A 19,221-nucleotide genomic window follows, 5' to 3' on the forward strand; every position below is an offset into this window, starting at 1 on the left:
CATTGAAAATCAAAAATTGTTTTTGATGTTCGATGCTGTGAGTGCCCACACAGATTGCTTGATTCAAATTGTTAAAGAGCGTCACGCTTGTCGCGTTGAGGAGGCGCATATTACGCCTCTCACTTCGAAAGTCAAGCGATTGTTTTCGCTTTTCTTTCGGCGCCCACTTCGCTAGGAAGCTGGCTCATCAGTTCGGCGTGTTCCGCCGTGCTGGTAGGGGCGCATTATAGGGAGCGGCGCTGCGATGACAAGACTTTTTTGAAGAAAATCACGAAAATTTCAAATTATTCAATTAGAAACAGCTTATTCAGTGTATATATACAATGTTATCCACAATCCGGTTATTTCACTCCCATTTTAGCGTCATTTATGTCGCCTTCAGTGACCTTGGGAATGCCATACTGGAGCCGATAACCTCTCCCGAGTGGTCCATGGTAGCGCCAATCAGGAAAGCTGGTTACCATGGAGGTGAATATAGTGTTGCACCTTTTTTGCTTTCATTTACAAAAGGTCTTTTAAGATGAATTTATCCAAGTTTCCCGTATATATGCAGGCCGCAATCCTTGCTCTGGTATTGGCAGTGGTTGGCTACCTGGTTGCCCAGGCCCTGCAGTTCTCTTTGAAAGCGGAAGTGATTTTTGCAGCAGGTCTGGCCATCGGCGGTTTCGTGGTACCGCTGTTCCTGAAGCGAACCCCGGCTAATGTTGCCGAGTCGATCGCCAATCAGGAGACTTGCACCTTATATGTAGGCAACCTGCCCTATCGCGCCAACGAGATTGCAGTGCGCGAATTGTTTGCCGAACAGGGCCAGGTCATTTCCGTACGGTTGATGAAAGACAAGGCAACCGGCAAGCGCAGAGGTTTCGGTTTCGTGGAGATGCCCGCCGCCGATGCCGCCAAGGCGATTGCCGCGTTGAATGATAAAGAGTACCAGCAGCGCACCCTCAAGGTGCGTGAAGCGAATGACAAACGTGATAAAGAGGAAAGAGAAGGTAGCGAAACTGACGCCTAACCGCTCGTCAGTACTTCACCTCTTCCAGTGATGACAGCCCCCATGCTTGCAAGGGGGCTGTCAGTTTTTGAGCCTCCCCATCCAGCCGGGTACAGTAAGCCCTGGCAATTACCTCTTCTATATGTACAGGCTGCACGGTGGCATGCCCGCCATTACTCAGCAACCAGGCCACCCGTTTGGCAACGGCACTGCCCGAGTCAACAAGCTGGCATTGCGGCATCAGTTGCCCAATCTCTTCATTGAGTAGCGGGAAGTGAGTGCAACCAAGCACCAGCGTATCCGGCTTTTCTTCCCCCTCCAGCCAATCGGCCAATACCTCGCGCAGTAGCGCCATATTGACCGGCAGGCCCGCCAGCTTGTGTTCGGCTTCTATGACCAGCTCGGTGGTGCCCTTGAGCAGCACCTGCTTGCCGGGAGCAAACTGGGCGATCAGTTCATGGGTATAGTCGCGGCTGACGGTGCCCGGCGTAGCAAGCAGACCGATACAACCGTTGCGAGTCTGTGCAGCGGCGGGCTTGATGGCTGGCACCACCCCCACCACGGGAATATCCAGTGCCTCACGCAAGGCCGGCAGCGCTATGGTGCTGGCCGTGTTGCAGGCAATCACCACCAGATCGATATGATGACGGGCTACCATGGTGGTCACCAAGCGGGTGCAGGCAGCAATCAGGGCGGGCTCGCTCAATTCACCATAGGGGAAGTTGGCGTTGTCGAAGCAGTAGAAATAGTTGTGTGCCGGCAGAACGCGGCGGATCTCGCGGTAGATGGTCAGGCCACCCATACCGGAATCAAACACGAGAATATTGGCCACTTGAGCTCCCCTTTGGTGCAAGGCGGCGATCATACTCCCGCCTGCCGCCAATAGAAAAGGCCCTGCCAATGGCAGGGCCCGGGTTTTCTGCTGAGAACGACAGAGCGCTTCAACCTTAAAAGCGATAGTCTGCAGTTACCTTGGCTTCGGTTCCTGGCGCAGCGTAGCCATACGCCCCCTCATAGTTACGATCAAAAAGGTTGTCGATTCGCCCCCCGAGGGTCAGGGCGTTGGTCGCCGGATAGGTCGCTGCCAGATTGAACACTGTATAAGAAGGTAACTGTTTAGTTGCGCCCAGATCGGTCCGTTCCCCGGTATAAAGGATCTCGCCAGACCACAAAACGGAGCCAAGACTGACTTCAGTAGTCAAGCTGCCTTTATGCTTGGCCACCCGGTCCAACTGGCGATCTTGCTTGCTTCTATCCTGAGCGCGGGTGTAATCGTAACTCACCTTGTGGTGGAACGGCCCGGTGTCCAATCCAATCGCCAACTCAACACCTTCCAGTCGCACCTCTCCGATGTTGTAAGGGCGATAGCCAGGACCGTAGTCGATCATTTCATTAATGTCGTTGCGATAAAGATTCGTTGACCAATCCCAAGCGCTATAGCGGCCAGATAAGCCCAGCTCAATATTCTTGCTCTCTTCTGGCTTGAGATAGTCGCTTTTGGGGGAGTATGGCGAGTAAAGATCCATAAAGGTCGGTGCTTTGAACGCCGTTCCATAGCTCAGTCGTAGATGGTGAGACTCATAGATATCCAAACCACTAGCTGCAGACCAAGTGTTGTGGCGACCGTATTGTTCATTGTCATCGGTCCTGCCGGAAAGCTCAAACAGGAAGGGATTCCAGCCATAACTACCTACAATAAAGAGCCCTGTATTGTCACGGTCAGGCGCAGTAAATGATTGACCACCCGAACGGGAATCAGACTTCAGCTGTTCACGCTGCCAGTCAGCACCACCCGTGATATTTGCCTCTTTAATTAGGTTCCAGTTATTGACCCAAGAGAGACGAGTCAAGCCAGTGTGAATTGGCGCACCGCTAGCTTCGCCCTTGTTATCAAGCCAGGTTTTTAGCTTGTTTTCGCCATAGCTAGCTTCCAGGCGACTAGAGATATGATCGCTTTTGAACAGCACTCCGCCATCAAGCTGAGCAGCCTGATTCCGATTCATATCGCTATAGTCACCGTCACTCTCGGTGATGTTATTAAAACCCTGAGCGTTAAAATCAGCGCTCCAGGCATCACTAAAGCTGTGGTTCAGGCCAACCTGACCGTTCAAACCGGCAAAGCCATCACGATCTGGCTGCAGCGACGTCCAGCCATCTTGTGCCCGAACGTCGTAACCATCGGTACGCTCATAGCCGATCATCATATTCATATCTGTCTGCTGGCCAAGTGCCTGCACGGTTCTCAGCTCCCCAAGCCCATAACCATGTGATCCAACACCACCTTTAACGTGAGTCTCGTTGCCATTTTTTGCAGACGTTTTTGTGATGAGGTTGATGACACCACTGATGGCGTCAGAGCCATAGATGGCGGCACGAGGCCCGCGTATATATTCAACACGCTCGATATTGCCTAGCGGAATCTGGCTAAGGTCATTACTACCGGTTACCAGAGTGGGAACGGGACGGCCATTTACCAGCAGCAGGGAGTGCTTGGTTTTGGCCCCCCTGATGTAAAGGTTGCTTTGATGACCTCTCCCGCCCAGCGTTGCCACTTGAACACCAGGCAGGGTTTTTAACAGATCGGGCAAATTGTCTATCTGGCGAGATTCGATCTCAGCACGATCGATCACCACAACGGGCGCCAGCACCGAGCTGACCGGTTGTTCCACGCGATTGGCTGTGATAACCAGAGTTGGATTGACGGGAATGGTCAGCTGCTGGGCAAACGCCGCCGTCGGCAACAGGGCAGCCGCCAGAAATTTCTTCGACATGAGAGATCCTTAAGTTCGCGTAAGTATCTACTTCGTGGCCGGTTTCTCTCGGCCCGAAATACGAACTCTGGCAGGTCTTCGGGCTCGGGGGCTAATGGCCTACGGCGACGGCTTCCCGCCTGACGGCAGTGCCCTGATGTCGCTTCGTTCCCCCTTACCGCTGCGCGCCAGCTCCGGATTTTCACCGGATTCCCTATTAAGCATGATGCGCCAAAGCGGGAGGATTATAGGCAGAGCCAAGCTGGATGTATAGCCATCCAGATTTCTATTTATTGCCAGCCAGCGCTGCCAGCCGCTGCTGGGCCCCCTCCATTACCGCCTGCACCCCGGGATGGGAGAGATGGCGCCCTGCCGAGACCAGATAGTAAGAGAGAGTGACGTCGGTGAGGGTCGCAATCCGCTCCACCCCGTAGAGGCGACCAATTTCGTCAGCCATCGCCAGCGGCGCTGGGAAGATCCCCATCCCCGCCTTGCCGAACGACTTCATCAGAGTGGAGTCATCAAACTGCCCCACCAGATGGGGATGAATGCCCTGCTGGCGATACCAGGCTAGCAGCAGATCGTGAGTGGCAGACTTCTCTCCGGGGATCAGCAACGGCAACCCCTCCAGCGAGGCGGGAAAGCCATCCCGCGCCCGCGCCGCCAGCTCGGGGCTGGCAAACAGCGCCAGCGGGCTGCGCCCCAGCTCGTGGTTATAGCCACGCACGCCACTGTCGGGAGGGAGTCATATCCAGCTTGTGACGGGCCAGCTCGCTGAACAGCTGCTCGGCCCGCTCCTCGTGACACACCAGCCGCAGCGGGGTCGCCAGCGCCATGGCGGGAGCCAACAACTCGAACGCCAAGGTGCGGGGTACCGAATCGGCGATCCCCACCTGCATGGTCAGCTCCTGACTGGCGTGGCGCAGGGTGTGCTCCAGCTCGGCGCCGAGCGAGAAAATCGCCCCAGCCTGCTCCTGCGCCTGCCGTCCGGCAGCGGTCAGCACCAGACGCCGCCCCACCCGGTTGAACAGCGCCACTCCGAGGGACTGCTCCAGCTCGGCGACCTGACCGCTGATGGTCTGCGGCGTGAGATGCAGCTGTTCGGCGGCCTGCGTCACGCTGCCGCTGCGTGCCACATGCCAGAAGTAGTAGAGCTGTTTGTAGTTGAGCATGCCGTTCCCTATCAGTTTTTACCGAACAACCATCAGCGAGAATCTGATTTTATCGAAACATTGCGGGCTCTAGCATGCAACCATTATCTGAACTGCCCTGCGAACCATCATGCTGGACGTTGTTGTACTCTTCTTTCTGTTTGGTCTGCTGGCCGGTCTGGTGCGCTCCGAGCTCAAACTGCCGCCTGCCCTCTACGACACCCTCTCCCTCTTTCTGCTTCTGGCCATCGGCCTCAAGGGCGGCGTCGGTCTGGCCCAGCAATCCCTGCAACCTCTGCTGCCACAACTGGCGCTGGTGATCCTGCTCGGCGTGGTGCAGACCCTGCTCGGCTTTGCCGTGCTGCGCCTCAAGATGAACCGGGTCGATGCCGCCGCCACCGCCGCCCACTATGGTTCGGTCAGCGTCGCCACCTTTGCGGTCGGGGTGAACTGGCTCACCGAGCGGGGCATCAGCTTTGAATCCCAGCTCTCCATCTTCCTCGCGGTGATGGAGATCCCCGCCATTCTGGTGGGTATAGTGCTGGCCCGCGGCATCAGTCGCGAGACCCGCTGGCGCATGCTGGCCCACGAGACCTTCCTCGGCAAAGGGGTGACCCTGCTGCTGGGCGGCATGGCCATCGGCTATCTGGCCGGGCCGGACGGGATTGCCCCACTCAAACCGCTGTTTGTCGACCTGTTCAAGGGAGCGCTGGCCCTGTTCCTGCTGGAGATGGGCCTCATCGTCGCCCGTCAGTGTCAGGATCTGCGCCGCCACGGCCTGTTCCTGCTCGGCTTCGCCCTGTTGATGCCGCTCGCCTCGGCGGGACTGGGGCTGGCAGCTGGCCAGCTGATGGGGCTATCTCTCGGCGGCCTGACCCTGCTGGCTACCCTGGCGGCCAGCGCCTCCTATATTGCCGTGCCGGCCACCATGCGCATCGCCGTGCCTCAGGCCAACCCGGGGCTCTCTCTCAGCGCCGTGCTGGGAGTCACCTTCCCGTTCAACATCATGCTGGGGATCCCGCTCTACCACAGCTGGGCCCGCCACTTCACGGAGTAGCCACATGCAGACCGAGACCCGCACCCTGCTGACCATCATCACGGAAGCCAATCTGGAGCCGACCCTGCTGCGCACCCTCACCCGCGAGGGACTGCGCGGCTACACCATCACGGATGCCCGTGGCCGGGGGGATCATGGCGAGCGCAACGCCAGCTGGAGCGAGAGCGGCAATATCCGGCTGGAGGCGATCTGCAACCGGGAGCAGGCGGAGCGGCTGCTGGCCCATCTGCAGAGTCGTTACTACCCCGATTACGCCATGATCGCCTTTCTGCAACCGGTCGAAATCGTGCGACCCGAGAAATTCTGAGCCGGCTTGCCGGCTCTTTTTGTTTACCAAAAGCAAACGTTTAACAACAAGGATTCAGAGAAAATGAACACTCCTCCCATGATCGGCCTGGTAATGGGCTCCGACTCCGACTGGCCCGTGCTGCAGGCTGCCGCCCGCATCCTCAAGGAGCACAGCGTGCCCTACGAGGCGCAGGTGGTCTCGGCCCATCGCACCCCGGATCTGCTGTTCGAGTATGCCGCCACTGCCCGCGCGCGCGGCCTGCGTGCCATCATCGCCGGAGCCGGTGGCGCCGCCCACCTGCCGGGCATGGTCGCCGCCAAGACCACATTGCCGGTGCTGGGAGTGCCCATCCCCTCGCGCCATCTCAAGGGGATGGACTCCCTGCTCTCCATCGTGCAGATGCCCAAGGGAGTACCCGTCGCCACCTTCGCCATCGGCGAGGCGGGGGCCGCCAACGCCGCCCTGTTTGCGGTCTCTCTGCTCTCCGTTGCACAAGACGGCAACGCCCCCCGCTACCGGCAGCAGCTCGACGACTTCCGCACCCGCGAGCGTGACCGGGTGCTGGCACTAACGCTGGAGGAGCCGACATGATCCTGCCACCCGCCACCCTCGGCATGCTGGGGGGCGGCCAGCTTGGCCGCTACTTCGTGATGGCCGCCCACCGCCTCGGCTACAAGGTGGTGGTGCTGGATCCCGACCCGGCCAGCATCGCCGGTGCCGCAGCGGACCATCAGATAGTGGCCGCGTATGACGACACCGAGGCTCTGGCCGAACTGGCCCGCCGCTGCGATGCCATTACCTGCGAATTCGAAAATGTGCCCGCCGCCACCCTCGCGCTGCTCGAAAAACAAAAGCCGGTACGCCCGGGCGCCAGCGCGGTGCGCATCTGTCAGGATCGCCGTGAAGAGAAAGCCTTTCTGCGCGGAGCTGACATCCCGGTCGCCCCCTATCTGGCGCTACTGCCGGAAGAACCTATCCCCGCACAGGCCAGCGAACTCTTACCCGCCATTCTCAAGACGGCCCGCGAGGGGTACGACGGCAAGGGACAGTGGCAGGTGAGCGATCTGGATGAGCTGGCGAGCGCGCTGGCAGGCAGTGGCGTGCCCTGCGTGCTGGAGAACCGGCTGGCACTGGAGGGGGAGTTTGCCCTGACCCTGGCCCGCAGCCCGAGCGGCGCCATCAGCGCCCTGCCGCTGGTGCAGAACTGGCACAGCGGCGGCATTCTCGATCAGACTCGCTCCCCGGCCAAGGTACCGGCGCTGGAGCGCGAAGCCAAAGGGATCGCCGAGCAGCTGATCGCAGCCCTCGATTACGTCGGGGTGCTGACGGTGGAGTTCTTTCTGGTGGAGGGGCGACAGCTGGTCAACGAGCTGGCACCCCGTCCCCACAACTCGGGTCACCCCAGCCTCGACAACGCCGCATGCAGCCAGTTCGAGTTGCAGGTGCGCGCCCTGTGCGATCTGCCGCTGCCGGAGCAGATCGCCGTGCGCCCAGCCCTGTTAATCAACCTGCTGGGGGATCTCTGGCAAAACGGCACGCCAGACTGGGCCGCTCTGCTGGCCCTGCCCGACCTGCATCTGCACCTCTACGGCAAGGGCGAACCCCGCCCCGGCCGCAAGATGGGCCATATCACGGTAACCGGTGACGACTGGTCAACGGTGGAAGAGAGCTGCCGTCAGGCCCGCCAGCTGCTGGGGCTAACGCCGCGCTGATCAACCATCGGAAATGCAAAGACCCGGGCAGGGCCCGGGTCTCTGTTTTTGCTTGCTGTGGCAGGGAGGCTTATCAGGCCCGCTCCACCGCTACCGGTGCCGGCAGGCGGATGGTGAGGGAGAGCACCAGCGCCACCACCAGCAACACCAGAATCAGGTGGAAGGTCGCCATAAAGCCGCCAAACAGGGAGGCCACGATGGAGCCGATGATGCTGCCCAGACCAAAGCCCAGATAGATGACGCCGTAGTTCTTGGTCAGGTTGTTGAGACCGAAGAAGTCGCTCACCAGCGAGGGGTAGACGGTGATGGTGCCACCGAAGCTGAAGGCCACACAGGCCACCGCCACGAAGAACAGATTGGCATTGAGCGGCACGAACAGCAGCAGCGCCATGCCCGCCAGGGTAATCAGCTGAGCGATGGTGATGACCCGGATGCGGGACATCTTGTCGGAGAGGATACCCAGCACCAGACGGCCACCCAGGTTGGCCATGGCGATGATGGCGACGGCATTGGCGGCGACCACGGCAGGCAGACCCACCATCTTCTCGCCGATATCCTTGGCCACGCCGATAACGTAGAGGCCGCTCATGCAGGCGGTGAGGAACATCAGCGCCAGCATCCAGTACTGCGGCTTGCGCATCGCCTCGGCCAGAGTGAAGTCACGGCTCTCGCTCTGCTGCACGGAAGTGGCCTGCTTGGGCGCATCCTTCATCAGCATGCCGCCCACCAGCACCATGGACATAGCGATCAGCCCCCACAGCTGGAAGGTGGTCTCAAGGCCGGAGCTGGAGAGCAGCAGCAGGTTGATGTATTTGAAACCGAGACTGCCGAGGCCATAGGCACCGATGGAGCAGGCGGAGATGAGCCCCTTGCGCTCCGGGAACCATTTCACGCAGTTGGAGAGGGTCATCAGGTAGCCGGTACCGTCGGCAAAACCGACCAGAATGCCGGCGCAGAGGTAGAGCATCGCCAGATTGCTGGCGTGAGCGGTGAGGAAGAAGCCGATGCCGAGCAGCACGCCAGCGCCCAGGGTCACGTTGCGCACCCCGAATCGCTCCTGCAGCTTGCCCGCCATGGAGGAGGCGACCGCCAGCGAGAGGCTGAGCAGGCCGAAGGCGAAAGCGACCTGACTCACCGGCTCGTCCAGCTTGTCGGAGAGCTGGGCATTGAACAGGCTCCAGGTATAGACAGAACCCAGTGCAAACTGGGTGATGATGGTACCGATCAGTGTCAGGTACCGGGTGCGGTTCATCTCTTTGGTCATGATGCGTCTCGGTCGATGGCCTTAAGGAAATTGAGGCCACTATAGGCAAGACGCAGCTCGCGCCGATCGATTAAGGCATGAAATGCAGATCGGCGGGAATGAATGACAATCAGAGCCGCATCAGCTGACGGAACGCCTTGATGTTGCTGCGACTGACCGGCACCTCGAACGGCAGATCATGGAGCCGGATGAGATAGGTGCTGTTAAACCAGGGGACGATTTCGCGGATCTTGTTGATGTTGACGCAGTAGGAGCGGTGGCAACGGAAGAACCCCTCGGCAGGCAGCCGGCTGACAAACTCGCTGATGGTCATGGTCATCACGTAGCGGTCATCACGGGTGTAGACATAGGTGAGCTTCTCGTCGGCTTCCGCGTAGTAGATCTGCTCGCAGGGGGTGACGATAATGCGCTCCCCCTTCACCAGATTGACGGTGCGATTCTGCGCAGCCCCCGGCTCGCTCCCCTGCCCCGCCTGCGACTTGCCCGCCTGCTCCAGCTTTTGTAGCAGGCTGATGAGGCGCGGCTCGTTGTAGGGTTTGAGGATGTAATCGAACGCCTCCAGCTCGAACGCCTCCACCGCAAACTCCTTGTAGGCGGTGACGAAGACAATGTGGGGCGGGTGACTCGACTTGTGCAGGTTCTTGGCCAGCAGCAGGCCATCGATGGAGGGGATCTGGATATCCAGAAACACCACATCCACCTCGTGATCCTGCAGGTATTTGAACGCCTCCAGCCCATCCTCGAAGCTCGCCACTACCTCGATCTGGCTGTGCTGATTCACCAGATAGATCAACTCCTCGCGGGCCAGATACTCATCTTCGACAATAATGGCTTTCAGCATGACAACACCTCTCGCGGCACACACTTATCCTCAACCATGATGGCACTCAGCATGGCATCGACTCCTGATCCGGCAGATAGAAACTCACTTCGGTACCCGGCTCCAGCCGCTTGAGGTGCAGGCCGTCGCCATAGAGCAGCTTGACCCGATGATGCACGTTCATCAGGCCGATGCTGCGGCTCTCCACCCGCCCGGCGGCTACCCCGTCGATCACCGCCTGACTGATGCCGTAACCTGTGTCTCGTACCGAGACCCGGATGCCGCCCGCCAGCTGCTTCACCTCGATGGTGACCCGACCCGGCGCGCTACGGGGCTGGATGCCGTGCAGGATGGCGTTTTCCACCAGCGGCTGCAACAGCAGGCTCGGTACCTGAATGTGCACATCGTCCACCTCGAATACCACCTCCAGCTTGTCGCCAAAGCGGGCCTGCTCGATGGCCACGTAGTCGCGCACCTGCTGCAGCTCCTCCTGAATGTCGATCAGTTCATCCCCCTTGTTGAGGTTGTAGCGCAGGTAGTCCGCCAGATTGGCAATGAGCTGGCGCGCCTGCTGGGGCCGGATGCGGATCAGCGACGAGATGGCGTTAAGGGCATTGAACAGGAAGTGCGGGTTGATCTTGCTCTGCAGCGCGGTGAACTCCGCCTTGCGAGTCATCTCCTTGAGCTGCTCGATGCGCGACACCTCCATCTGGGTGGAGATGAGCTGGGAGAGGCCCACCGCCATCTCCCGCAGGGAGCTGGTGATGCTGTGGGTGCGGCGGTAGTAGATCTTGAGGGTGCCGCTCACCGAGCCGTTTTCCCGCAGCGGAATAATGATGACCGAGTGGAAATCGGAGAGGTGATACTGGCGCAGATCGTTGTTGATGATGATCTGGTCGAGCAGCACCGCCTGCTGGGTCATGCCGCTGATGGCGTGGTGCTCGTCCAGCTCGTAATAGTCCTTGCCCACCCCGACATAGGCCAGCACGTCATGGGTATCTGTGATGGCCACCGCATCGGCGCTGATGTCGCGCCGGATCACATCGCACACCTGACTGAGGGAGTGGCGATCGATGTTCTGGAAGAAGGGCAGCGTCTTGTTGGCGATATCGAGCGCCAGCTTGGCCTGCTTGGCGGCAATCAGCTCCTTCTCGTCATCCAGATCCTGCACCAGCTTGATGATGAGGCCGATGCAGAGCGCCCCGGCGATCATCGGATAGGCGATGTGGTTAACGATCTCCACCCCGACTTCGTGGGGCTCGGTCAGCAGCCAGATCAGCAGCATGGTCAGCCCTTCGCAGAGCATCCCCGCCAGAATGCCGTAGAGCCAGAGCCGCGACTTGCGGCAGCGCAGGTGCAGCCAGGTGGCGAGCAGACCGGCGATAATACTGGCGATAAGGCAAGGGATGGAGGTGTGGCCATCCATATCGATGAGATAGCGATGCAGGCCGGAGATAACCCCGGCCGGAATGCCGACCCAGGGGCCAAACAGAATGCCGCCGGAGATGATGGCGATGATCCGCACGTTGATCAGCGCCCCCTCCACCGGAATGCCGGTGTAGGTACTGAATACCGCAAACAGGCCGAAGATGGAGGCCACCAGCACCAGCTCGGCCGGGGTGTGATCCCGCTTCTGAAACAGCCGCTGGAACGGCCGGGTGCGGGTCAGGAAGAAGAGGGTCATCAGCATCAGCGCCGCCCGTTCGAACACCGCCAACAACATCATCTGATTCTCAAGCATCTGCGCCCCCTTGCGGCAACCCGACCGATCACCATAACCCTGACCAATAAATCGGGGCCGGATAAACCAGCCCCTGTGACATCAACAGTACTGACCGGCCACCCAGCCGGAGGACCAGGCCCACTGGAAGTTGTAGCCACCGAGCCAGCCGGTCACATCCACCACTTCGCCGATGAAGTAGAGGCCCGGTACCTTGCGCGCTTCCATGGTCTTGGAGGAGAGCTCGTTGGTATCGACGCCGCCCAGGGTCACTTCGGCGGTGCGATACCCCTCGGTGCCGTTGGGCAGGATCTGCCAGTCACCCAGCAGGTTGGCCACCGCTTCCAGTTCACGCTCGTTGTACTGGCGCATCGGCTTGCTGACCAGCTGACCCAGTTCCACCAGCTTGTCGACGAAACGCTTGGGCAGCTCGCGCCCAAGCACGGTTTTCAGCTCCTGCGCGGGGTGCGCCTGCGCCCACTCGCGCAGGGCGGCCGGAATATCCAGCTCCGGCAGCAGGTTGATGTGGATCTTCTCGCCGGCATGCCAGTAGGAGGAGATCTGCAGGATAACTGGGCCGGAGAGGCCGCGATGGGTGAACAGCATCGCCTCCTTGAAGCGAGTGCCATCCTCGGCGGTCACCGCCACCGGCAGGCTGATGCCCGCCAGATCGGCAAACGCCTCTTTCTCCGCCTGATGGAGGGTAAAGGGCACCAGACCGGCGCGGGTCGGCAGCACGTTGAGGCCGAACTGCTCCGCCAGCTTGAAGCCATAAGGGGTTGTGCCCAGCTTGGGCATGGAGAGACCGCCGGTCGCCACCACCAGCGAGTGGCAGCCGATCTCACCCTTGCTGGTCGTCAACACAAAGCCTTCGTCCTGCTTGCTGACGGTGAGGATCTCGGTCTGGAACTGCAGGGTCACCCCGGCCCAGTCACACTCGGTGAGCAGCACATCGACGATATCCTTGGCACTCTCGAGACAGAACAGCTGCCCCAGAGTGCGCTCGTGATAGTTGACCCCGTGGCGATCCACCAGATCGATGAAATCCTGCTGGGTGTAGCGGGCCAGCGCCGACTTGCTGAAGTGGGGATTCTCCGACAGGTAGGCGTGAGCGCCAGCCTGATGGTTGGTGAAGTTGCAGCGACCACCGCCACTGATGAGGATCTTGCGGCCCGGCTTCTTGGCGTTGTCGAGCACCAGCACGGAGCGGCCACGGTAGCCCGCCTGCGCCGCACACATCAATCCGGCCGCACCGGCCCCGATCACCACCACATCGACCTGCTTCATCATCACTCACTTATCAAAATAGAAACGGCACCTGGCCAGAACCGTGATTGCCTCTGGCTGACATCACAACGGTGACTGCGCACCAGAATAAATAACGGCCCTTAAAAGGGCCGTTATTGTACTGGCTGAACACTAAGTGTCCACGACTATCAGGCGTTGCTGTCCATGATGCTGGCAGGGGCGCCCTTGGCCAGTTCGGCCAGCTCCTTGTCGATGAAGTAGAGGCCTTTGCCATCTTCACCCACCAGACCCAGACGGTCGACGATGCTCTTGAACAGCTTCTCCTCTTCATGCTGCTCGGCCACATACCACTGCAGGAAATTGAAGGTAGAGTAGTCCTGGGTGGTGAAGGCTACGTGGGCCAAACCATTGATGCACTTGGTGATGTGGTACTCGTGCTCCAGAGTGGTACGGAACACGTCGCCCAGCGACTTGAACTCGTGGGGAGGAGCATCGATGGCACCCAGCTTGGGCATGGCACCGGTCTCGCTCACATAGGTGAACAGACGCTCCATGTGCTGGCGCTCCTCGACCGCGTGCTGACGCAGGAAGGTCGCCGCCCCTTCAAAGCCCTTGTCTTCGCACCAGGCGCTCATCTGCAGATAGAGATTGGAGGAGTAGAACTCCAGGTTAATCTGCTCGTTCAACTTCTCGATCATGGCTTGGGCCAGCATCTTGTTTCTCCTCAGTGATTTGGTATCGATTGTCGCCACACTCCCGTCACGAATCAACCCGCCAACGAGAGGGAGATCCCGTTTCTTTCAGCTCAGGGGGTCAGCTCGCCAAGGGAGGCGACATCCACCGGCGCTGCATAATCGACGCCCGGCAGCTCGAAGCCATTGAGCTGCATGAAATCCTGCCGCAGCCCGGCAAAGTCCCCCAGCCCGTGGAAATTGTCCGGCGTCACCTTGGGCCAGAGCGCCGAAACGGCGGCCTGAATGGCCGGGTCGAGCTCGTGGTCATCCATCCGGATCAGCCGGTTGCCATCGGCCACCACCCCATTGGCCCCATACATCTTGGCGGCGAACAGTCGCTGCATCTGCTCGATGCAGCCTTCGTGCACACCACGCTCCTTCATCACCCCCATCAACAAGCCGAGATAAACCGGCAGCACAGGAATATAGGCGCTCGCCTTGGTCACCAGCGCCTTGCAGACCGACACCCAGGCATGGCCACCAATCTCGGCCAGCTGCAGGTTGATGGTTTCGGCGGTAGCGTGCAGATGCTCCTTGGCATAACCGATGGTGCCATCGCGATAGAGGGGATAGGTGGATTCGGGGCCGATGTAGGAGTAGGCGACGGTCTGCGCGCCGGGCGCGAGACAATCCGCCTGCTGCAACGTCTGCATCCAGAGCTGCCAATCCTCGCCCCCCATCACGGTGACGGTATCGCGGATCTCCTCCGGTGTGGCTGGTGCCAGCGACTGCTGCACCAGGGTATCGCGCTCCAGATCCAGCCCCCAACCGCTGAATGGCTGGCCGGTGGTCTTGAGCACCGAGCGCACTTGCGTGCCATCTGGCAGCACCCGGATACCGCTCGCCAGCGAGTAGATCACCAGATCCACCTGCCCCAGCTGCTGGCGGATGGTGTCGATGGCCTGCTGGCGCATGCCATCGGAGAAGGCATCGCCAATCAGGTTGATGGCGATACGCCCCTCCTGCTCCGCCTCCTTGCGAAACCAGATGTTGTTGTACCAACCGGCGCTGCCGAGCCCTTTGTCGGAAGGGCCGCGCTCGAAGGAGATACCGATGGTGTCGGCACCGGCCCCAAAGGCGAGTGCAATGCGCGACGCCAGTCCAAACCCGGAGGAGGCACCCAGCACCAGCACCCGCTTGGGGCCGTTGAACGGGCCAGCGGCCTTGATACGTTCGATCTGCTGCTGCACTGCGGCGCGACAGCCGATGGGATGACAGTTGCGGGCAACACAACCTTGAATCTGGGGATGAATGATCATGGGAAGGGCTCCAAAGAAATTGGCTACAGCATAACCAAATCGAAAGAGATTAACTTGATGCCGGATCGCTATCAGTCAGAAAAGCCGCGGGAATTGAGGCAGAAAAACAAAAGGGAGCACGTGGCTCCCCAAAGCGGTATTCAGATGCTTTTTGTTGTTTTGTGTTCATTGCGAAGCACGGGCCCATCCTATGCCTCTCCCCCCTGATCGGCAAGCCGGGGGGTGTGACCGGTGTCAAACTCTTGTTTAATTTATAGGCAAACAGTGGTTAATAACTGAGTGGCTGACCCTGTGTCACACGTCATTAAACTCATTTAAATCCCAAAACTGTGCCTGAGGCACCATTTTAGTTTCAGCAGAGATTGGTATAGTGGGCTGAAGGATCGGTAAGGAGAACCCCCATGAGTGGAACAACCTATTACAAGCATATTCTGGCCGCGATCGACCTCTCTGAGGATAACCGCAAGGTGATCGACAAGGCGGTGGACAGAGCCCGCTCCAACGGCGCCAAGCTGTCGGTTATCCATGTCGATGTGGACCTCAAGGATCTCTACACCGAGATGATCGATATCGACATCGACAACGTGCAGGATCAGGTGATCGCCGAAGCGAAAGAGAAGCTGGAGGCATTTCTGGCCTCGGTGGACTATCCCATCGAGAAGAAGCTGGTGATCTGCGGCGATCTGAGCGAGCGGGTCAATCAGGCGGTCAAGGAGTACGAGATCGACCTGCTGGTGTGCGGCCATCGCCAGAGCTTCTGGAGCCTGCTCACCTCCAGCGCCCGTCAGCTGATGAATACGGTGCCCTGCGATCTGCTGGTCGTCCCCTTGCAGAAGTAATGAAACCGGCGTAGTTTGATTTGCTATGAACATGACCGCATTCAATCACAACTACTGGTGGTGCTGCTCCTAAACAGGCGGCACCGCGTTTCTATTCAAGATTTCCCAAAGAAAACACCGTGACCGCCGAGAGGCGGTCAACTGTTTTTATCCCTTTGTCGCCTCCCGGCTCACCCAACTGGAGAGAGTGACATGCACAACCCTGTAATCCTGACTGGCGATCGTCCCACCGGCAAACTGCACATCGGCCACTATGTCGGCTCCCTGCGCCAGCGCGTCGAAGCCCAGCACCACTACCGTCAATTCGTGATGATCGCCGACTTGCAGGCGCTGACCGACAACGGCCACAACCCGGCCAAGGTGACCGACAACGTACTGGAGGTGATGGCCGACTATCTGGCGGTCGGCCTCGACCCGGCCAAGACCACCTTCTGTTTGCAGAGCGCCCTGCCCGCCCTCGCCGAACTCACCTGCTACTACCTCAATCTGGTCAGCGTCGCCCGGCTGGAGCGCAACCCCACCGTCAAGGCAGAGATCCAGCAAAAAGGGTTCGAACGCACGCTGCCGGCCGGTTTTCTGGTTTATCCGGTGAGTCAGGCCGCCGACATCACCGCCTTTCGCGCCAGCCACGTGCCGGTCGGGGAAGATCAGCTGCCAATGCTGGAGCAGACCAACGAGATCGTCCGCCGCTTCAACTCGCTGGTAGGCAAAGAGGTGCTGACCGAATGCCAACCGATCCTGAGTGACACCGGCCGCCTGCCCGGCATCGACGGCAAGGCCAAGATGTCCAAATCCCTCGGCAACACCATAGAACTCGGCATGTCGGCGGAAGAGGTCAAACAGGCAGTGTTCGCCATGTATACCGACCCCAACCACCTCAAGGTGAGCGATCCGGGTCAGGTGGAGGGAAATACGGTGTTCGCCTATCTCGATGCTTTCCACCCCGACAAGGCGCTGGTCGCCGAGATGAAGGCCCACTACCGACGCGGTGGACTGGGGGACATGCGCTGCAAACAGGTGCTCAATGACTGCCTGCAAACCCTGCTCGCCCCGATGCGGGAGCGCCGTGCCGCAGCCATCGCCGACAAGAAGATGCTGCTGGAGCTGCTCTATCAGGGCACCGAGCAGGCTCGCATCATCACAGATGAGGTATTGGCGGAGGTGAAAAGCTCCATGGGGCTCGACTACTTCACCAGCATCCGCTGAGCGGGGGTCCCGAGCGCATCGTCGCCGTAGAGGTCGAACACCAGCTGGTGCAACAGGCTCTTGAACCAGCCGATCGCCTCGTCATGGGCGGTCAGCGGGTGCCCCGCCATCAGGTAGACGATGGGGATGGCGGGGTCGAGCTGGTGCATCCGCAGCGGGTAGTAGCGGCAGAAGTGGCGTCCGATCATCTCGGGCACCACCACCAGATAGCGGCCGGTCGCCATCAGCGGCGGCACCGCCATAAAGCTCGGCAACCGCACGCCCAGCTCCCGCTCCACCCCGAAACGGGCCAGCCAGAGCTCCACCATCGCCTGACTGTGACCCCAGCTGGAGGTGTGGATGTGGGGGCGGCTCACCAGCTCGACCGGAGTCAGCACATCGGGCAATTCGCTGCCGAGCGGCGACAGGCAGACCAGCGGATTGTTGAACCACTCCTCCCGCCACAAGCGGGGTGAGAGATGATTCGCCCCTGCAAACCCGATCACCAGATCCAGCTCCCCCTTCTCCAGCTCTCGCTCGTAGTTGCTGTCGGCCAGCTCGCACACCTCAAGCCGACAGTGAGGGGCCTGCCGATGGAGCCGCTCCACCAGCACCGGCACCAGCCCGTGCTCTACCGAACCCGGGGTGGCGATGCGGAAAATCCGCCGTGCAGTGGCGGGATCAAACCCTTTGGCCTGCCGCAATCCCTGCTCCAGCATTGCCAGCGCCTGGCGCACCGGCCCGGCCAGCGCCTTGGCCCGCTCGGTCGGCATCATCTCGCGCCGACTCATCACGAACAGCGGGTCATCCAGCGCCACCCGCAGCCGCCCCAAGGCGTGACTGACGGTGGATTGGGAGAGATGCAGCCGTTCGGCGGCACGAGTGACATTGCGCTCCTGCATCAGCATGTCGAATACAGCGAGCAGGTTGAGGTCGAGACGGGCGAGCGAGCTATCCATCGATATTAGCCATAGTTAAATGCCAACAATTCATTTTTACCATAGTAACAGATTGCCTAGAATGCGCAGGCTTAATACATCGGAGATTCAAATGCGTAGCTATCTGTTATTGCTGGCCATTGGCCTGCTGTGGGGTTCCCAATTCATTTTCATGCACCAGGCCGTTGCCGAGTTGCCCCCCATTCTGGTGGCTGCCGGTCGTGCCCTGTGCGGCAGCCTGACCCTGGGTCTGCTCTGCCTGTTCATGCGGCTCAAGAGTGAGCACACCCCGTGGCGCACCTATATGCTGATCGCCCTGCTGGATGCCACCATCCCCTTCATCATGGTCGCCTGGGGCCAACAGTATGTGGATAGCGCCATCGCCGCCGTGGTCATGGGTTGTATCCCGTTTGTGACCATTCTGGCTGCACCGCTGTTTATTTCTGGTGAAAGAATCACCAAAACCGGTCTTCTTTCCGTGATCATCGGCTTTGCCGGTGTACTCACCCTGTTCTGGCCGAAACTCTCCCAGGGCATGAACGCCGGTCTGCTCGGTGCCATGGCCATCCTGCTGGGTGCCAGCTGCTTCGCCATCGGCCTGCTGATGATCAAGCGCTTCGCCAAGGACCATCCGGTCGTGGTCGCCCGCAATATCCTGATCTCCTCGGCAATCCAGTTGCTGCTGGTCGCCCCCTTCATGGTTGATCTCGGCAGCCTGACCCTGCCGAGCACCCAGGCCCTGAGCGCGATCACCGTGCTGGGTACCCTCTGCACCGGTCTGGTCTACTTCCTCTACATGGCGCTGATCCAGAAGGCCGGCCCGACGTTCGCCTCCTTCAGCAACTATCTGGTGCCGCTGTTCGGCGTGATGCTGGGTGCCCTGTTCCTCGGCGAGCAGATCCACCCCACCACAGGTGTTGCTCTGGCCCTGATCCTCGGCTCGGTCGCCATGAACCAGTGGGCGCAACAGCGTCGCATGCAGCGCGAGGTCTCCCTATGTCAGGCATCCTGACCACACTGTGCGGTGGTCTGGTACTGATTGCCGGCTGGCAGTATCGCCAGCGGCTGGCCGGGATCCTGGGCCTGCTGATGGTACTGCTGCCCTGGTTCTTCGATAGCAAGCTGCAAGCCATGCTGAGCTATGCCCTGAATGCCTGAAGTCCATCTCTGAATGTGTGACGAGAGTCTATCTCTCCTGTTTTTGGGACTGTTTTAAAAAACCTCCGATTTGTCCCCCGCTACCGGCGCTCTGCGCCGGTTTTTT

18 protein-coding genes, 1 pseudogene and 1 riboswitch are annotated in these 19,221 nt (G+C 59.9%); of the genes and pseudogenes, 9 read left to right on the top strand and 10 right to left on the bottom strand.

The window, feature by feature from the left end:
- Positions 1-520 precede the first annotated feature (520 nt).
- Positions 521-1,012 (top strand): RNA-binding protein, encoded by a 492-nt coding sequence (locus AB5Y76_RS14185; protein WP_005339200.1) that lies wholly within the window; start codon positions 521-523, stop codon positions 1,010-1,012.
- 7 nt (positions 1,013-1,019) lie between these two features.
- Here AB5Y76_RS14185 and murI read toward each other — a convergent pair whose 3' ends face one another.
- From murI to AB5Y76_RS14200, 3 genes and pseudogenes are all read right to left on the bottom strand, one after another.
- Positions 1,020-1,823: a glutamate racemase gene (gene murI, locus AB5Y76_RS14190; protein ID WP_181270072.1), complete on the bottom strand. Its 804-nt coding sequence runs from the start codon at positions 1,821-1,823 to the stop codon at positions 1,020-1,022.
- A gap of 115 nt (positions 1,824-1,938) precedes the next feature.
- A complete protein-coding gene (locus AB5Y76_RS14195) occupies positions 1,939-3,762 on the bottom strand; it encodes a TonB-dependent receptor (protein WP_263718257.1) in 1,824 nt (607 codons plus the stop codon).
- 51 nt (positions 3,763-3,813) lie between these two features.
- Positions 3,814-3,992, bottom strand: a riboswitch (cobalamin riboswitch).
- Between the two features lie 35 nt (positions 3,993-4,027).
- Positions 4,028-4,913: pseudogene (locus AB5Y76_RS14200) on the bottom strand (LysR family transcriptional regulator).
- Positions 4,914-5,022: 109 nt separating this feature from the next.
- On the opposite strand from AB5Y76_RS14200, the gene AB5Y76_RS14205 reads away from it, so the two are divergent.
- The 4 genes from AB5Y76_RS14205 (at position 5,023) to AB5Y76_RS14220 (ending at position 7,950) form a co-directional block, all read left to right on the top strand.
- Positions 5,023-5,949: a sodium-dependent bicarbonate transport family permease gene (locus AB5Y76_RS14205; RefSeq protein WP_005342109.1), complete on the top strand. Its 927-nt coding sequence runs from the start codon at positions 5,023-5,025 to the stop codon at positions 5,947-5,949.
- A 4-nt stretch (positions 5,950-5,953) separates the two neighbouring features.
- Entirely contained in the window at positions 5,954-6,256 is a 303-nt protein-coding gene (locus AB5Y76_RS14210; RefSeq protein WP_069555083.1) for a transcriptional regulator, read from the top strand.
- Between the two features lie 63 nt (positions 6,257-6,319).
- A complete protein-coding gene (purE, locus tag AB5Y76_RS14215; RefSeq protein WP_263718259.1) occupies positions 6,320-6,829 on the top strand; it encodes a 5-(carboxyamino)imidazole ribonucleotide mutase in 510 nt (169 codons plus the stop codon).
- Positions 6,826-7,950, top strand: coding sequence for a 5-(carboxyamino)imidazole ribonucleotide synthase (locus AB5Y76_RS14220; RefSeq protein WP_263718260.1), 1,125 nt, complete (start codon positions 6,826-6,828; stop codon positions 7,948-7,950). The genes purE and AB5Y76_RS14220 overlap by 4 nt, the downstream gene beginning before the upstream one ends.
- A gap of 73 nt (positions 7,951-8,023) precedes the next feature.
- Here AB5Y76_RS14220 and AB5Y76_RS14225 read toward each other — a convergent pair whose 3' ends face one another.
- The 6 genes from AB5Y76_RS14225 to fabV all read right to left on the bottom strand — a co-directional run bounded on the left by AB5Y76_RS14225 (position 8,024) and on the right by fabV (position 14,995).
- Positions 8,024-9,214, bottom strand: a complete 1,191-nt coding sequence (locus AB5Y76_RS14225) for an MFS transporter (protein ID WP_263718261.1) — start codon at positions 9,212-9,214, stop codon at positions 8,024-8,026.
- 109 nt (positions 9,215-9,323) lie between these two features.
- Entirely contained in the window at positions 9,324-10,055 is a 732-nt protein-coding gene (locus tag AB5Y76_RS14230; RefSeq protein ID WP_263718262.1) for a LytTR family DNA-binding domain-containing protein, read from the bottom strand.
- 46 nt (positions 10,056-10,101) lie between these two features.
- A complete protein-coding gene (locus AB5Y76_RS14235) occupies positions 10,102-11,775 on the bottom strand; it encodes a sensor histidine kinase (RefSeq protein ID WP_263718263.1) in 1,674 nt (557 codons plus the stop codon).
- A gap of 81 nt (positions 11,776-11,856) precedes the next feature.
- Positions 11,857-13,041, bottom strand: a complete 1,185-nt coding sequence (locus AB5Y76_RS14240) for an NAD(P)/FAD-dependent oxidoreductase (RefSeq protein ID WP_263718295.1) — start codon at positions 13,039-13,041, stop codon at positions 11,857-11,859.
- Between the two features lie 149 nt (positions 13,042-13,190).
- Complete coding sequence (gene ftnA, locus AB5Y76_RS14245; RefSeq protein ID WP_005339225.1) at positions 13,191-13,715, bottom strand: non-heme ferritin; 525 nt, start codon at positions 13,713-13,715, stop codon at positions 13,191-13,193.
- 92 nt (positions 13,716-13,807) lie between these two features.
- Positions 13,808-14,995: an enoyl-ACP reductase FabV gene (fabV, locus tag AB5Y76_RS14250; RefSeq protein ID WP_263718264.1), complete on the bottom strand. Its 1,188-nt coding sequence runs from the start codon at positions 14,993-14,995 to the stop codon at positions 13,808-13,810.
- Positions 14,996-15,396: 401 nt separating this feature from the next.
- Between fabV and AB5Y76_RS14255 the strand changes: the two genes are divergently transcribed.
- Positions 15,397-15,834: a universal stress protein gene (locus AB5Y76_RS14255; protein WP_005339229.1), complete on the top strand. Its 438-nt coding sequence runs from the start codon at positions 15,397-15,399 to the stop codon at positions 15,832-15,834.
- Positions 15,835-16,026: 192 nt separating this feature from the next.
- A complete protein-coding gene (gene trpS, locus AB5Y76_RS14260; protein WP_263718265.1) occupies positions 16,027-17,040 on the top strand; it encodes a tryptophan--tRNA ligase in 1,014 nt (337 codons plus the stop codon).
- Here the strand turns inward: trpS and AB5Y76_RS14265 are convergent.
- Entirely contained in the window at positions 17,019-17,978 is a 960-nt protein-coding gene (locus AB5Y76_RS14265) for a LysR family transcriptional regulator (protein WP_263718266.1), read from the bottom strand. The genes trpS and AB5Y76_RS14265 overlap by 22 nt on opposite strands.
- Positions 17,979-18,069: 91 nt before the next feature.
- On the opposite strand from AB5Y76_RS14265, the gene AB5Y76_RS14270 reads away from it, so the two are divergent.
- Positions 18,070-18,969: a DMT family transporter gene (locus AB5Y76_RS14270; protein ID WP_005357113.1), complete on the top strand. Its 900-nt coding sequence runs from the start codon at positions 18,070-18,072 to the stop codon at positions 18,967-18,969.
- A complete protein-coding gene (locus AB5Y76_RS14275; RefSeq protein ID WP_005339236.1) occupies positions 18,954-19,115 on the top strand; it encodes a hypothetical protein in 162 nt (53 codons plus the stop codon). The genes AB5Y76_RS14270 and AB5Y76_RS14275 overlap by 16 nt, the downstream gene beginning before the upstream one ends.
- The last annotated feature ends 106 nt before the right edge of the window (positions 19,116-19,221 follow it).

This window comes from Aeromonas sp. R1-2 (genome assembly GCF_040908505.1).
GTDB classification, from domain to species: domain Bacteria; phylum Pseudomonadota; class Gammaproteobacteria; order Enterobacterales; family Aeromonadaceae; genus Aeromonas; species Aeromonas veronii.